This window comes from Bacillota bacterium (assembly GCA_023511455.1).
Lineage (GTDB): Bacteria > Armatimonadota > HRBIN16 > HRBIN16 > HRBIN16 > HRBIN16.
This window is the reverse complement of sequence record JAIMBJ010000004.1, coordinates 183942-200257: the sequence shown is the minus strand read 5'-3', so window position 1 is coordinate 200257 and position 16316 is coordinate 183942. Positions and strand designations below refer to the sequence as shown.

Sequence of the window (16316 nt, the reverse complement as noted above, 5' to 3'; positions counted from 1 at the left end):
AAACAGGAGAACGCTTCTGAATCGACTAATCCATTGGATGCATGGGAAGAGCAGTTCAGGATGTGGACAACCGTATAGATATCGAACGGCGCGCCGACCGCAAGGCGTGGGCGCTCATCCTTGCCGTCGTGCTTTTCACGCTACTGCCTTACCTCTTCGGGGCCTGGCTGTCGCTCGGACGAAAGTACTTCTGGATCAACCATAATATCGACGACCATTGCGTGTATCTGGCATGGATTCGGCAGGCATGGGAAGGCCACTTCTTTTTTGAGAACCGCTTCACCACCGACCCTCAACCGCGTCTTTCCACCAATCTGTTCTTCTGGGCAATCGGCACCATTGCCCGCTGGACGGGGTTGCCTGTACTGTTTCTGTTCCACGCAGCACGTATGGGGCTGGGCATCGTCTGGTTATGGACGCTGTGGCTGTTATACAAACGGCTTCTGCCGAACGGCGCACGCATGCCTGCGCTGTGGCTCGCCTGCGTCTCGGCAGGGCTGGGATGGCTGTTCTGGCGGGATGTGGGCATTAACGCCCCCATCGACACGTGGCAGGTGGAGGCGTTTACCTTCCTGTCGCTTTACCTGAACCCGTTGTTCGTGGTGGGCACGCTGCTGATGACCGCATGTATCTATGACCTCTGGCAGGCGGTGCAGGAGAGAAGATGGATTTACACGGTACGGGCGGGAATCTGGGCGCTGCTGGTTGGGAACATCCACTCCTACGATGTGATACAGGTGGCGGGGGCGTGGCTGGCCTTCCTTGTGGTTAGCAGTGTTGTTCAGAGGCGGTTTGACGCGCAACGCTGGGTGATGGTGCTGACCGCGGGGGGCATCGGTTTGCCGACGGTAGCCTATCAGTACTGGCTGTACCGCGTCGACCCCATCTTCCGCCACCGTGCGGATGTGCCAACGTCCGCGCCTCCGTTGTGGCACGTGCTGGCGGGCTACGCGCCACTGCTGATTCTGGCTGCCGTCGCCGTGTGGGCAACCGTGCGCTCGCGGCGGCACCGCGAGGATGCTTTCCTGCTGTTGCTCTGCTGGGCAATCGTCGGTATCGGATTGCAGTATTTGCCCAGGAGCTTCGCCGCGGTGGGTGTCCATCTGCCCATGAACTTCGAGCGCAAGATGGTGATGGGCGCGCACCTGCCGTTGTGTGCCTTGGCGGGATGGGGGTTGTGGTTGCTGGTGCGCCATCTGCCCGCGCGACGTGCCTTGCTGGTGACTGCACTGGTGATTGCACTCACTACCCCCAGCAACGTGCGCTGGCTCATTCGCGATGCCCACAACCTCATCCGCAATATGGCGAACACCGGTATGCACCGTGCCTACATGGAGCCGGAAGAATGGGAAGCCATCCAGTGGCTGGCGCGAAACACAAGCCCGGAGGAGGCGGTGTTGACTTTCCCCTCGTTCGGAGTGTTCATTCCCCCGTTTGCGGGCAATCGTGTGTACGCCGGGCACTGGGGCGAGACTCCGCAGTTCGCCGAGCGACTGCGTGAGACCCTGCGCTTTCTGGATGCCCGCCGGGGCGATGAGGAGCGCTATGAGCTGCTGCGCCGCGCGAAGACAAAGTACATCGTGGCATTCACGCCGGAACTGCAGGGCTGGTTCGTGGTTCCTTTGCGCGATTTTGTAGCCCAGCCGCTTCGGGGTACGGAAGTGGTCTTCCAGAATCGGCTGATAGTGATACTGAAGGTTCTCTAAATCGACTGGGAGACCTGTGTGTTACTGCCAGAACTGATAGGTGGGCACGTCGTAGAGGATACCTATGATGTTGGCGATACTGCCCACCACGAACTGTCCCAGTATCAGCCCGAAGAAGAAGGGCAGGGAACGGCGATACAGCCTCAGCCCGCCATACCGCAGGAGAAACACTTTGACCAGCCAGGCGATAAACAGAGGCATCCACACCAGATTCATCTCCCAGCTGCCGCTGACCGCAAAGCCCAGCGGGTGGAAGGGCCACCACGTGAACCGCGTGCGCATGAACTGCAGGAAAAAGGAAATCAACAAGCCCACACCGATAGCCAGCGTGGCGGTGATGTTGGCATCGGTGGGCATCTGCAGCCACGTGCTGAGGCGGGTGTAGGACTCGCCCCCGAAGGAGATTCGGGATTTACTCACCGCACCGTAGTCGTAGTTCAGGTGTAGCATCGCCCAGAACGCCGCCAGTGAGCCGATGATGCCCGCAAATATCATCCCCCAGTACCAGCCTCGCAGGTTGGAACGAGTCTGTTCCGCCAGCTTGAACGCTTCCAGCTGGTGGGGCATCGGGTGGCTGCGGTAGGCGCGGTTCATGGTGTAAAGCAGAGACATGGCGGTTAAATCGGAGTGGCTGAACTGCCGCGTGCCGAACACTTCGGGCAGGATGGAATCGGGACCGGTGAAGTGCAGGTCATGCACCGGTGTGCCGAACTCCGCCCTCATGCGTGTGATAGCGATAGCCAGCACGAAGTAAATGGCAAAGAAGGCAATGCCCAGTCCCCAGCTCATGCCCAGCAGTTTGCCGAAGTACACCAGAAACGCCATACCCGCCAGAATACCCAGCACCGCCCAGCGGTAGCGGATGGGTTCGTCGGAGTCGTCTACTGCGGAGGGCAGCCCCACGGCGCGCCTCAGCACCTCGCGCAGATAGTTACGGCTCAGCCAGATGCTGAACAGGAAGAACATCAGGTATGCGCCAAAGCATTGATTGTTCTCGTAGGGGAAGCGTGGGTCACGGTCCCACGCCATCGCTACCGAAAGCACCCGTTCCATCTTCCATACGATGTAGAAAAACCAGCAGGAGAAGAGGAAGTCCACCGGTAGCAACATACCGAACCCTATCATGAACGGATACCACGAAAGAGGTGTCCAGCCGATGGCGTTCCATGGCTTTTGAGTCACCAGCGGACCCAGGTCAAAATAGCTCAAATCTCCCATGCCCGGGCTGAGTATGCGCGGTACCGAGGGCGACCACAGATGCAGGATGTTCAGCGTATCCGCCGTGCCTGCCAGCAAGAAAGCGAACCAGAACAAACGGTTGCGAAGCACGGAAGGCACGCGCCCCTGTTCTACCCCCTCCGTGATGACCAGAGGCACGGCGATAACGGGATAGGTGAGGCGTTCACGGTGCGTCCATTGCTTGCGTAACAACACGTTGATACACAGCATGACGAACAGCAGCACACACAGGAACAGGCTCCACATCAGCACGGGTATCGCCCAGCCGAGGATATACTGCACGCGGTAGAAGGTATCGTTGCCCTGAAAGTAGCCGGTGTACACCTTCGGGTCAGAGACCATCAACCATTTGGGCAGATACTGGAAAAATAGCTCCTGCCAGCGGTTGGAAGAGTCGGCGAAGCGGAAGGGCCAGGCGAGGGTCGGGGTAAGCACCTGCACCATGTCGTGACCACACAGGGCAGAACCCAGCGCCAGCATCATATATACCGCCATCAGCTCCGCCTGTGTAAGCGCCCAGCGGGGGCGAATGCGCGCCACCAGCAGGTTCAGAATAGCCAGCACAAGGATAATGAAGATGACATTGAAAAACAGGGAGATGGTGGTGGGGTGCGTGGAGTAGCGAATGACCTCCATCTGCACGACCCAGTATGCATTCAACGGAACCAGCACCGTGCCCAGCAGCAGGGAGCGCCACGTTACCGCCCGACCTGTCCACTGGTGCGCAGCCTGCCGCTCCTGTTCCTTTATCCTGAGTTTATCTGCCGTATCCGCAACTGCCAACCGCCAGTTCCCCCGCTGTGAAGAAACCTTAGGGGTTACGCCGTTGCGATGAACAACTGGCGAACCATGCTTTTTAAGTGATTTCAGAGACGCTCTTTCGTCATGCTGAACGAAGTGAAGCATCTCTGAGATTCTTCGCTCCGCTCAGAATGACATTTATGCTGACGCTCTCTCGTCATGCTGAACGAAGTGAAGCATCTCTGAGATTCTTCGCTCCGCTCAGAATGACATTTATGCTGACGCTCTTTCGTCATGCTGAACGAAGTGAAGCATCTCTGAGATTCTTCGCTCCGCTCAGAATGACATTCTGTGTCACTTTATATCGCACAATTTCAAGCAGTATTCCGGCTGCGTAACTCCTGGACATGAACACTCCATGACGATGCGTCTCAGGGGTGCTTCGATAGTTCCGCCACGCACCGCCTGGTGGGCGAGGCTCTCGCCGAGCCGTAAACCCCTCCCCGTCCACGGGGAAGTCGGGGGGCGACTCACCCGGATGTTCGCCCTCTATCCGATGTCTGGAGACCGTTCACTCGGTTTCGCGAAATGCAAGCTAAAGCCTGCGGCTACATAAGGTAGTATGTATTCTTCTCTCCCCGCGGCATGAAATCCTTCGGCAGGATGTGTTCCACCCTATCGCGAAAACCCCTGTGGATATTTGACCGCAGGAGAGGAATCATGCGTGTTGGTGTGGACTACTACCCCGAACACTGGGACGAGAGCCGCTGGGAGACCGATGCCCGGCTGATGCGAGAGGCGGGTATCAGCGTGGTGCGACTGGCGGAGTTCTCGTGGTGCAAACTGGAGCCTGAGGAGGGCAGGTACGACTTCAGCTGGTTAGACCGCGCTCTGGAGGTATTGCACCGCGAAGGTATACAGGCGGTTCTGGGCACGCCGACGGCGACCCCGCCTGCATGGCTGCACCAGCGGTACGACATCTATCCCCGCGATGCAAGGCGATATCCCTTGGGCTTTGGCACGCGGCTGCAACGATGCCTGAACCACCCGGTGATGCGCCGCTACTCCCGCCTGATTACGGAGGCAATGGTCAGCCACTATGCGCATCATCCAGCGGTCATCGGCTGGCAGACCGATAACGAGTTTGAAGCCAATCTCTGTTACTGCGATGTTTGTGCCGACCTGTTCCGCCAGTGGTTGCAGCGCAAATACGGCTCGCTACAGGCATTGAACAGGGCATGGGGCACCATCTTCTGGAGCCAGGAATACACCAACTGGAGCCAGATCCCTCTGCCCTGGGTGGCGCGGTGCGGACAATCGCATAACCCATCCCTGTGGCTGGACTACCGGCGCTTCGCCTCCGAATCCACCGTCAGCTTCCAGCGTGAGCAGGTGGAGATTATCCGTCGCCTCGCTCCCCATCACTTCGTCACTCACAACTTCATGGGCTTGCACGATAGTTTAGATTACTTCGCCCTGGCGCAGGACCTGGACTTCGTGGCGTGGGATAACTACCCCAGCGGTAACTGGAAGGAGGCGGGACACGCGGAGCTGGCGCACGACGTGATGCGTGGTATCAAGCAGAAGAACTTCTGGGTGATGGAGGAGCAGAGCGGTATCCCCGGCTGGGAGTATATCGGGCGCAGACCCGCGCCGGGGCAGATACGAGCGTGGGCATGGCAGGCCGTGGCGCACGGTGCAGACGCGGTGGTCTTTTTCCGCTGGCGGTCGTGCCTGTACGGCACGGAGCAATACTGGCATGGCATCCTCAACCACGATGGCATCCCGCGACGCCGATACCGCGAAGTGGCTCGCTTCGGTGAAGAGATGAACCGCCTGAGCGCAGAGCTGGACGGCACGACGCTGCACCATCAGGTGGCGATTCTCAACTCTTATGAGCAGAACTGGGCGCTGCAGATTCAGCCGCAGGTCAACGGCTTGAGCTGGTGGGAGCAGGTGCGACGCTTCTATTACTCCTTCCGCCGGCTGGGCGCAGGGGTAGACATCGTTCCGATAGACGCCGACCTGAGCCAGTACCGGGTGATTGTGCTGCCCAGCTGGTACATCCTCACTGAGCGCGACGCCCAACGGCTGTCGGAATATGTGCGTCAGGGCGGAACGCTGATAGTGAACCCGCGCACGGGCGTCAAGGACGAGCGCAACGTCTGCCGCACGGAGCCTTTGCCTTCCCTGCTGCGGGAGGTGGCTGGCGTGGAGATAGACGATTACGACCCGCTGGGCACGGATGAGAATCGCATCCGCCTGCACTCGGGTGAGGAGTTCGCCGTATCGGTTTGGGCGGACGCGCTGATTCTTCAGGGAGCGGAAGAGGTAGCGGTTTACACCCGTTCCATCTTCGCGGGCGAAACAGCCATCGCCTGCCATCGTTTCGGTGGCGGGACAGTGTACACTCTGGGCACATATGGCGAGCCTGCGCTGTATGACACCTTGCTGGGACGGGTGCTGGATGAGGCGGGCGTGGAGACGATGCCTGGCGTGCCTGAGGGCGTGGATGCCTGCTGGCGCGAGAAGGAAGGGGCGCGGTATCTGTTTCTGGTGAACCTTAGCGGTGAGGAGCGAAGCGTGCCTGTTCCCGAAGGGGTAACGACGTTGCTGGGCGCATCGCCACACGGGGGAATGGTCAACCTGTCCCCTTATGAAGTCGGGATATACCGGACAGGTAGTTGACGAGATGGGTTGCGACGTGCTTCAAGGCAGGGTTGCTCTGGTAACGGGTGCATCGCGCGGTATCGGGCGAGCGTGTGCTGTGGCTCTGGCGGAGTGGGGTGCGGTGGTTGCTGTAAACTACCGCCAGGCGGTTCGTTTTCTCGCCTCGCCCGACGCCGATTACCTGACAGGCATCACTCTGGACGTGAACGGGGGTTCATACATCCGCTGATGGACATCCAGGAACAGGTGAACCGCTTTCGAGAGACCATGCAGGCTTTGCGCCAGCAGATTGGGCGCGTGATTGTGGGGCATGAGGAGGTGGTGGAAGGCACGTTACTGTGCGTCTTCGCAGGCGGACACGCCCTGCTGGAGGGTGTGCCCGGTCTGGGCAAAACTCTGCTGGTGCGCACATTAGGGCAGGTGCTTTCCCTGCGTTTTTCCCGCATCCAGTTTACCCCCGACCTCATGCCTGCCGACATCACCGGAACCAATCTGCTGGCGGAGGACGAAGGCGGTCGCCGACGGTTCCAGTTTCAGCCCGGCCCGGTGTTTGCCAACATCGTGTTAGCCGATGAGATTAACCGCGCCACGCCCAAAACGCAGTCCGCCATGCTGGAGGCGATGCAGGAGCACGCGGTGACGGTGGCGGGAGTGCGCTATGACCTGCCGGAGCCTTTCTTCGTGCTGGCAACCCAGAACCCCATCGAGATGGAGGGAACATACCCCCTGCCCGAAGCGCAACTGGACCGCTTTATGTTCAAGGTGCTGGTGCACTCGCCATCGGTGGAACAGTTGAACGCGATTATCGACCGCACCACTGGCGCGGAGATGCCACAGGCAGAGGTAGTAGCCGACTCGCAGACCGTGTTGTGGATGCAGGGTTTAGCGCGGCAGATTCCACTGGCGGCCCCTGTGCGCGATTTCGCGTCGCAGCTGGTGCACTTGACGCATCCGGATGTGGACGGCGCGCCCGACACGGTGAAGCGGTATGTGCGTTTCGGCTCCAGCCCGCGCGGGGCGCAGGCGCTGGTGCAAACGGCGAAGGTGCGTGCGCTGAGCGAGGGGCGCTACAACGTGGCGATAGAGGATATCGAGGCGGTCGCCTATCCGTCGCTGAGGCATCGCATCCTGCTGAACTTTGAAGCGGAGGCGCAGGGCATCACGCCAGAACAGGTGATCGACGCGGTGCTGGAGCATGTGCGCGCCCGCACGGAGGTTCGTCTGCCGCTCGGAGACGTCCGATAAACCCACCATAGGGGCAACCCTCGTGGTTGCCCCACCCCCTGTGGTTGTGGCAAATATGGGCAGACACAGGGGTGTGTCCCTGCGTGTGGATTGGGGCAGACAGGGAGGTCTGCCCCTACGGTTGGTGCGCGTGAATTGGGCAGACACGGAGGTCTACCCCTACCGTATCGGTCTGAAACGGGGCGAAGGGTTCACATGCGGCGGCGTGTGCCATACATTACCCTGATTCTGTGCCTGCTGATGCTGGGCGGCTACGCGCTGCAGCAGGCAGGCATGAGCGCGGAGCTGTGGCAACTGGTACCCCAGCGCTTTCAGGTCTGGTCGCTTCTCACCACCTGCTTTCTGCACGCGACCCCGGCGCATCTGCTGGGCAATTTGCTGTGGCTACTCCTTTTCGGCAGCATGGTAGAGATGGCGGTTCGTCGCTATGAGGTTGCGCTGGTGATGTTGCTGGGGGGGATGGTGGCGTCCGCGGTGCAAATGATGGTGGTTTTGGTCTCTCAGCCGGAGCGGGCAGAGTCGCCGATTGTGGGCGCGTCAGGGATGGTCGCAGCGGTCATCGGGGCGTTTGCGGTACGCTTCTTTGCGCTGGACGTCCGCGTGGGCAAAGTTTCCATCCCCAGCCTGTGGATTATCTTGCTGTGGTTGATACCGCAGCTGGTGGGAGCCATCCGTACCCTGGTGGAGGGTGGGCTTGGCACGGTGGGCTACTGGGGACACCTGGGCGGTTTTATCACCGGGCTGGTTCTGGCGCTTGCGCTGCGCATGACGCGGGCAGGGGCACGCAGTTACCTCCAGCAGCAGCTGCTGCAGGCACAGTCGCGTGGCGATGTGCTGGAAGCGTCGCGTATCGCGCAGGCGTGGTGCCAGCTGGAGCCAGACTCGATACAGGCGCACCTGACCGCAGCGCGCATGGCACTGACTTCAGGCGATGAGCCCGAGAGCCTGAAGCACTACCAGCAGTCGCTCGCCCTCTGCGAGGTGCGCAACGACACGAAAACGGGGGTGGACATCTTTCTGGAAAGCCGTCAGCATTTGCCCACTCGTTTGCTACCACGCGAGATGTGCTTGCGCTGGTCGCTGCGAGCGGCGCAGGCTGGACACCTGGAAGAGGCTCTGGAGGCGTTGCGGCAGCTCGCCGAGTCCGCCGCTGGCACTCCCGAAGGCGAAAATGCGCTACTGCAATCGGCGCGAATTACCCTGCAGCAGCTGCAACAGCCAGACCGTGCGGTCGCCTTGCTGGAACGTTTTCTCGAGCAATATCCGCACAGTGCGCTGACCGCCTATGCGCTGCGCTTGCTGCGCCAGGCACAGGAAGCGGAGAGGAAGTGACAACTTTCACTCACCCCACCGCTCCCAATACAGTCCAGTAAGAAAGTAGGGCTGTCCGCCCTGCAGGAGCTGAATCCGTAACTCGCGCATGTAACGCGGACGCAGGTACTGCTGGCGTTCCTGTTCGGAAAGGCTGGCGTAAAAATCTTCGTAGCTCACGCCTCTATCAGGAGCCGCTGTTTCAACACGTCGAGGGCTTCCTGCCGATTACGTGCTTTGGGGGGCGTTCCGTGCAACTCACGGCGTCGCTCCAGATAGCTTCGCCGAAGGGCATCCAATTGCGATATGTCCGCTTTGAGCACCTCTGCCAGCGCGCTCTGCACCACCTGCTGGTTCAGCCGCTGCACCTCGCGCCACTCCGCACGTTGGCGAGCAGTCTCCTGTGCGGGCACAGTCAACATGTATTCTGCCGGCTTGCCTTTGCTGTCTACCTTACGCCAAACGAAACCAAAAGCCTCCGCCAGCTTCTGCAGGGCTTGATGCAGCGGCTGGTTATGCACCACGAGAATCGCCCGATGTTGCGCCACAGAGCGATCCACGCACAAAGCCACACCAGTTTGGCGGGAGAGCTGTTGTAACAGGTCGGTCAACGGAGTGGGCGGGTAATTAAGCGTGTGGGGTTTGGCGAGTCGAGCGTCCGCTTCGGGGTCTAAAGCAGTAGAGCCTGCCGTGAGAGTCGAAGCGATAACGAGCGAAAAGAAGAGACAGAGAAGTAACATCGTCCTCAACGCTCTCATTGCAAACGGGTGCCTCCTTTGACTACGCTGTCATTATCATACACGACACGAACAGGCCTGTTCAACAGCGGTCAGCTCAGAAACTGATAGATGGGCACATCAAACACCCTTCCCACAATCGCCCAGCTTGCTTGGGTCACGATGTCGCCCAGAGTCACCCCCACGAAGAAGGGCAAACTGCGCCGGTAACCCTTGCTGCCGCCGAACCGCTGTACCAGCACCTTTGCCGTCCACGCTATCAGAAACGGCAGGAAGAACGCGCTCATGGTGAAGGTGTTCGCCATCACGTAGCCCACCGGATGCAGAGGGAAGTTGCTCAGGCGCATCCTCAAACCGGCGAGCATGAGAGTAAATCCTCCGCCAACGCATGCTGCCAGCACGCCGTTCTTATCCCAGCCTGTGGGGCTGCTGGCGAGGGAGTGCATCTGCTGCATCCCGTACTGCACCTTCCACATGGCGTAGGCGTTGCTTTTGGCGGTCGCCGCGCCGAGTTCGTAGAAGTAGCTCAGGCTGCTCCACCATCCCACCGCCAGCGCGGTTGCCGTGCCGATGGCTACCCACGCCAGCACCGTGCGCCAGCGCAACCCTACCGAGTCGGCAATCTTCAGTCCTTCCATCAGATACGGCAGCGACTGCGCGCGGATGTCCACATGCACCAGGTCAAAGTATCCTCCCGCCACGATGGCTTTGTCCGACAGGTTCTGTGTGCCCAGCACGGCGTTCGCCACACGGTGGGGCGTCCATGTGGCGGGAGCGAAGGTCCATTGTCCGCCTGCCTCAGCGCGGATGCGCGCCCCGCTCAACACGTACGCGACGTACACACCGATAATCATCAGCGCGAAAAGCGGTGGAATGCCGGTGAGCATCATCATGAGCGCGCACATCAGGACACACCCCAGCGCCAGCAAACCCAGCAGCCGCACGGTGCGCACCTCGTCGGGCGTCAGGTGTCGCACGAGGCTCTTCCAGTGGTACCGCCCTCCCCAGCCCACCATCATCGCGAAGGCAATCCATGCGCCCGCCGCCTGCTCTTCCTTGTAGGGGAAGCGCGCTGCCGCCGTGTCGCCCACCTCCAGTCCAAACGCCGCGCCCACCACATACAGCAGGCGCGTGACCAGCCAGAAGAACCAGCAGCTGAAACTGATGCTGCTCGGCACGAAGTAGGCCAGTCCAATTGCCATCGGATAGAAGCCCAGTGGAAAAGCGGGGAAAGCATCCCACGGCGGCGACTGGAAGATGGGGATTTTGATGTAACTGGCTTTCAGCTGCACCGCGGGGATGGCGGGGTACCAGTCTCGCAGTGCCAGCAGACTCTGCATCACCGCTGGAATGGCGAACCCGAGCCAGAAGAGCGGACGCCGCAGCAGGTCATCCTGCGGGTCGGTCAGCTGCAGAGGTAGCACGGTGATGGGGAAGGTGAGTCGTTCCTGTCGGATCCAGATTCGGTGCAACACCGCCGCCAGCCCAATCCAGGCGCCGGTCAACAGCATCAGGTACAGGCTCCAGAAGAGAATGGGTACCGTCCACGCCTGCCACGGCACCCCGCTTTGCCCGCGATACAGTGCGTCGATTGCCTTCGGGTCGTGCAGGATGGGCAGGTGGGAAAGCAGTGGCACGTAGCGGCTCCACTGCGGTTGCGTCTCGGAAAAATAGGGAAAAAAGCCCATCCCGGGCATCAGGAAGCGCAAGCCGCCAAAGCCGATAATGGGGATGGTGCTTGTCAGCACGATGTAGCCCATCAACAGCTCCTCGCGGCGGAACGGCAACCATCGGCGCAGCAACCGCACGAACAGCAGGTACAGCGCAGTGGGCATCATCAGCGAGTAGCAGATGAGGTAGATGCTGCGGGCAATCTCGCTGTCCGCCACCCACCACACCATCACCACCTGCGTCAGCACGATAAGCAGCGCCAGACGCGGACGGATGCGCGCGATGGTATCTCTCAAATCACCCTCCCCGGTCTCCGCGTACCGCCATCCTTCGTTTGCACGCGGATCGTGCCGACGTCCACCGTCGGCGTGTTGACCCGCACCACCGCCGGCAACCCCTCTACCTGTGCGACGCCGGGCGTTGGCACCAGTCGCTGCGCCTCTACCCGCAACAACAACACATACTCCCCGTACGGTAAACCGCCGAACTCGAAGCGTCCTGATGAATCGGTAGCGACGACACCCGCCACCACGCGCCAGTCGAAGGGTCGCGCCACCAGCACTGCGTCCTGTCTGCCCGCACGTGTTCGTGTAAACGGCAACGAGTCTTCGCGCGACATCACGCCAATGCGCACGCCCTCGACGGGCTGTCCGTTCCACACCACCGTGCCCACAATCCTGCCCGGTGACGCGACCTCCTTCCGCTGTTCAGTGGGGATTTGTCCGCGCTCGTACCACTGCTGTGCCTTCTGCGCATCGCCGAACCGGGCATACAGGTCTCCCATGATGCGGCAGGCGTTTTGGGACTGGCGGTACGGTCGCGCCCGCGCATCCAGCCAGTCCAGGTACCGTTTCGCCTCGGGCGTTACCGCGCAGTTGGACAGGGTCTCCACCATTAACTGCACGAACTGCAGACGGGGCGCGTTCTCGATACACAGGCGATCCACCTCCAGACTGCGCACCGGGTCCCAGTCGATGGAACGCACATCGTGCAGGTGCACCAGCAGCGGTCGCGCCAGGGTGGTCTGGTATCGCCGCTGGAGCAGGTACTGCTCCACCTTATAGGTCACGCTCGGCTCGTTTGGGAAGCCCACGATGGTCTGGAAGGGGATACGCGCCACACGCACACTGCCCTCCGACCCGGGCAGCAACACTGTATCGGTACCCGCCGCGCCCACAGGGATTTGCTCCCTCTCGCGCATCTGCAGCAGGTTGCGCCCGTAGTCCATCCTGCCAACGACCACCCCAAAGAATAGCCATACCGCCGTCACCACGGTCAGTGCCAGCGGTACCAGTGCCCCTGCCAACCCGCGCACTCGCTGCTGATAATTCTCTGCAGGAGCTACCACCGCCGTCCACAGGCTTGCCCAGCAGAAGCTGCCCACCGCAGCAATCGCCAGCGATATGCCCACAAAGGTCAGCCAGCCGCGTGGGTTCAGGTCTGCCAGGGCGGGTGTGCCCGCTGGCGGCACAAATACCGCCGGAAAATCGAACATAAAACGGTAAAGCGCCGCTCCGAAGTCGAAACCGGTAAACCGCAGTACCAGCGCGCCAACCAGTCCGCTGCTGAATCCCCCTAGCGTCAATCGCACCAGCGACCACAGACGCGGGGCACTTCCTCCAATCCACCATCCCGCAAATCCATCGCCAGACCACCACAGGGCGGTAAACAAACACAGCCCCCCGCAGAGCCACATCAAGCCGTCAAGCGACAGGTCAGGAGACCGCGCAAACCACCCTGCGAACGCCAGTACCACCAGCAGCCAGACTGCCGACAGCCCCAGCAGACGCGGCACATGCTGTTGGTTACTCCGCAGGATGGCTCCGGCAGGAGAAGCCGCTCGCAGGGCAATCAGCACCAGCAACAGATATACCGCCACCAGCATCGCGGCGCGCATGGGTGGTGTCACTGAGCCCGCGAATGAAATCCAGCGAACCAGCGTGGACGACCACGCCAGCGTGTCTGGTATCGGTAGCCCTGAAGCGTCCAGCGAGCGCAGTACGGCAGGTAAGATACGTAACGTCTCGATATGCACCCGCAGAAAGGTCGGAACCATACCCAGCACAGCAAAGAACAGACCGTTCAGCCATATCCGGCGCAACGAAAGGTTGTCTTGCATTCATCTACCTCCGGCGTAAGGAGGGATTCGTGCGCGGCAAAATGCCTTCTATTCCTCCAGCAAAGGAACTCTTTTCGCCTTGCCCGCTGGCAAAGTGAAAAACACCGTCGTACCTTTGCCCAGCTCGCTCTCAATCCAGATACGCCCCTTCTGCGCCTCCACTGCCAGCTGGCAGAAGGTCAACCCCAATCCGGTGCTTGCCCCCCCTTTACGCGCCTCCACCTGCGCGTACTTGTCGAACACCTTCTCCACCCATTCCGGTGGGATGCCCGGACCCTGGTCGGTAACGCTGAAGGTTACCGTATTGTTGGCGGAGGCACGCACACGGATGGTGATGGTGGTGTCTGGGGGACTGTATTTGAGGGCGTTGCTGAGCAGATTGACCAGCACGCGGGTGGTGATATCCGGGTCGGCGATAACGGTGCTTACCTGAGGGTCCGGCTCATAAACGATGTTTACCCGATTTTGCGCCGCCCACAACGCGACTACCGCGAGGGAGTTATTGACCAGCTCGTCCACGTTTACCTCCTGCGTTTGCACCGGCATCTTGCGGTGCTCGAGGCGGGGCAGGTCCAGCAGCGAGTTGACCAGGGTGAGTATCCGGTTGCTGGAGATGAGCGCCATATCCAGCATCTCCTGCTCGGTTTCGTCCATCCGGCCGTTGCGCACTTGCCGCAGGGTCTGCAAGCCGGTAAGCACGTTCGTTAGGGGGGAGCGCAGGTCGTGAACGATGAAGTGCATCAGCTCCTCCTGACGTTTGCGCGATGCCAGCAAACCGGAGAGCATGTAAGTAACGGTGAGAAAGATTGCGGAGCGCACTGCCAGGTTCCAGTAGGGTACGACATTGCTCGTGTCATGCTGGGTAGAGAGCACATCTGCAGCGAACCACGCTATCGCGCTGGCTACTGCCAGTATGACTCCGGGTTTCTCTCCGGCGAACCAGTCGACCAGAATAATCGGGATGAGGTACAGGATGAGGATATCTGGCTCGGTGAAGTAGTCTACTATGGCAATAAGGGCAACCATCACTAATCCGATGGTTGTCCAGAAGTTTTTGGAACGTCTGCTCAGGAAATGCACGACTCTTTGCACGTTACGCCTCCTACCACGCCGTGTTACCTCGCCGGGAGGCTCTTCGCGCCGCGGTGTCCAGAGCGGACTGTATCAGCATGAACTCACCCACATTATCCATTGTCAGCAAGCCCACCAGTTCATCACCGCGCATCACAGGCATGGAGTGGCAGGCACATGCTTGCAGGCGCGGCAGCACGTTTTCCAGCATTTCAGCAGCGTCTACCACCTCAAACTCCCTCTGCATCACATCCCGCACCAGCTGCTGTTCCCTGTGCGACGCCAGCGCGTTCAACAGGTCACCACGGGTGAGTACACCGGCAACACGCCCGTTTTCTATCACCGGAAAGTCCTGTTGCCAGCCCTTCAGAATGAGTTCAATGACCCTCTCCAGCGGGTCATCCGGTGAGACGGTACGGAACTCGGTTAGCATCGCACGCTGTACCGGAATACCGCCCAGCGCGGATTTAATCTGTACCATGCTGGCTTCCTGCGCCGCGCCAATCCACACAAAGAACGCGATAAAAAGCAGGAACGGATTAAAAAGCAATCCCAGAAAACCGAACAGGAAAGCCATGCCCTGTCCCAGCGCCGCGGCGATATTGGTGGCTTGCACGTAGTCCATGCGCATTGCCAGCAAGGCGCGCAATACCCGCCCGCCATCCATCGGGAAGGCAGGCAGCAGGTTAAACGCCGCGAGGAACAGGTTCACTATCATGAGCCTCGACCAGATCGACCCCCTGACCGCGTCGAACTGTTCCATCGGCAACAGGGTTGCCTTTGCCTGCAGAAACAGATAGAGAACGATGAATAACACTACGTTTACCGCAGGACCTGCCAGTGCCACCCACAGCTCCTCGACCGGCCTATCTGGCATTCTTTCCAGACGCGCCACGCCCCCTATCGGTAACAGCGTGATGTCGCGGGTGCGAATGCCGTATCGCTTCGCAGCAAGAGCGTGACCGAACTCGTGCAGCAGTACGCAGCCGAAAAGGAGCAGGATAAAGACCACTCCGCTCACAACCGCCTGTAAGGTGCCAATCTGAAGCCAGTGCAGAAGGGCAATGCTGCCGATAAGGAGAAGAAATGTTGCATGCACGTACACTGCAATACCCGCGTACTCACCCAGTTTCCATGACCATCTCATAGGCAGTTTCCTTCCTTTCTCATCTTGCACACTTCCCGTTATGACTTACGCAACGGTCGGGGGAATCTATAACAGAGGAACCAGAAGATATTTCGCGAAGCAGATGCCGAATACCTCTGTGCCTGCCAGCGGTTGACAACAGGCAGACATCGGCGTATACTGAAGTTCGGTTCAATCTAGAAGAACAGGGGCTGGGGCTTCCGATGAGAATAGTCATTCTGGGGTGTGGACGTACAGGGGCTGCACTGGCTCGCATCATGGCAGCAGAGGGACATAAGGTAACGCTGATAGAGTGGAACAGCGACTCTCTGGAGCGACTGGGTGGTAAGTTCTCCGGTGCGGTGATACCCGGCAACGGGCTGGATGAGGACATCCTGAAAAAGGCGGGTATCGAGCAGGCGGACCTCTTCGCCGCCCTGACCGAAGGCGACAATCGCAACCTGATGGCGGCGCAAATCGCCAAAGAGCGGTTCCGCGTGCCCAAGGTAGTTGCCAAAGTGAACGACCCCATCCGGGCGCAGGCTTACCGCGAACGGGGTATCTACACGATATGCTACGGGCTCATCGGCTCCTCGATTATCCGCGACCTGGCGTATGACCGCCCGCTGGGTTCGGTCGAGGAGTATAATGTGCTTCCCCCCGAGCTGGAAGACTGAGTG

General features: G+C 60.2%; 12 protein-coding genes and 1 pseudogene. 6 read left to right on the top strand and 7 right to left on the bottom strand.

Annotation, left to right across the window (positions count from 1 at the left end):
* Positions 1–41: 41 nt before the first annotated feature.
* A complete protein-coding gene (locus K6U75_04640; protein ID MCL6474325.1) occupies positions 42–1706 on the top strand; it encodes a hypothetical protein in 1665 nt (554 codons plus the stop codon).
* Between the two features lie 21 nt (positions 1707–1727).
* On the opposite strand, the gene K6U75_04635 is transcribed toward K6U75_04640, so the two are convergent.
* Positions 1728–3728 (bottom strand): hypothetical protein, encoded by a 2001-nt coding sequence (locus K6U75_04635; protein MCL6474324.1) that lies wholly within the window; start codon positions 3726–3728, stop codon positions 1728–1730.
* 678 nt (positions 3729–4406) lie between these two features.
* Between K6U75_04635 and K6U75_04630 the strand changes: the two genes are divergently transcribed.
* The 4 genes and pseudogenes from K6U75_04630 to K6U75_04615 all read left to right on the top strand — a co-directional run bounded on the left by K6U75_04630 (position 4407) and on the right by K6U75_04615 (position 8933).
* Entirely contained in the window at positions 4407–6374 is a 1968-nt protein-coding gene (locus K6U75_04630) for a beta-galactosidase (protein ID MCL6474323.1), read from the top strand.
* A 4-nt stretch (positions 6375–6378) separates the two neighbouring features.
* Positions 6379–6501 (top strand): annotated as a pseudogene (locus K6U75_04625) (SDR family NAD(P)-dependent oxidoreductase).
* An 83-nt stretch (positions 6502–6584) separates the two neighbouring features.
* Positions 6585–7601: a MoxR family ATPase gene (locus K6U75_04620; protein ID MCL6474322.1), complete on the top strand. Its 1017-nt coding sequence runs from the start codon at positions 6585–6587 to the stop codon at positions 7599–7601.
* 195 nt (positions 7602–7796) lie between these two features.
* Entirely contained in the window at positions 7797–8933 is a 1137-nt protein-coding gene (locus K6U75_04615; protein ID MCL6474321.1) for a rhomboid family intramembrane serine protease, read from the top strand.
* Positions 8934–8939: 6 nt separating this feature from the next.
* Here the strand turns inward: K6U75_04615 and K6U75_04610 are convergent, their stop codons facing one another.
* From K6U75_04610 to K6U75_04585, 6 genes are all read right to left on the bottom strand, one after another.
* Entirely contained in the window at positions 8940–9092 is a 153-nt protein-coding gene (locus K6U75_04610) for a hypothetical protein (protein MCL6474320.1), read from the bottom strand.
* Positions 9089–9670 (bottom strand): hypothetical protein, encoded by a 582-nt coding sequence (locus tag K6U75_04605; GenBank protein MCL6474319.1) that lies wholly within the window; start codon positions 9668–9670, stop codon positions 9089–9091. The genes K6U75_04610 and K6U75_04605 overlap by 4 nt, the downstream gene beginning before the upstream one ends.
* A 71-nt stretch (positions 9671–9741) precedes the next feature.
* Positions 9742–11616, bottom strand: a complete 1875-nt coding sequence (locus K6U75_04600; GenBank protein ID MCL6474318.1) for a hypothetical protein — start codon at positions 11614–11616, stop codon at positions 9742–9744.
* Entirely contained in the window at positions 11613–13439 is a 1827-nt protein-coding gene (locus tag K6U75_04595; protein MCL6474317.1) for a carboxypeptidase-like regulatory domain-containing protein, read from the bottom strand. The genes K6U75_04600 and K6U75_04595 overlap by 4 nt, the downstream gene beginning before the upstream one ends.
* Positions 13440–13487: 48 nt before the next feature.
* Positions 13488–14531, bottom strand: coding sequence for a HAMP domain-containing histidine kinase (locus K6U75_04590; protein MCL6474316.1), 1044 nt, complete (start codon positions 14529–14531; stop codon positions 13488–13490).
* A gap of 10 nt (positions 14532–14541) precedes the next feature.
* The gene (locus K6U75_04585; protein MCL6474315.1) at positions 14542–15657 is read right to left on the bottom strand and encodes a site-2 protease family protein; all 1116 of its coding nucleotides are present in this window, start codon (positions 15655–15657) and stop codon (positions 14542–14544) included.
* Between the two features lie 203 nt (positions 15658–15860).
* Between K6U75_04585 and K6U75_04580 the strand changes: the two genes are divergently transcribed.
* Positions 15861–16313: a TrkA family potassium uptake protein gene (locus K6U75_04580; GenBank protein ID MCL6474314.1), complete on the top strand. Its 453-nt coding sequence runs from the start codon at positions 15861–15863 to the stop codon at positions 16311–16313.
* Positions 16314–16316: the final 3 nt, after the last annotated feature.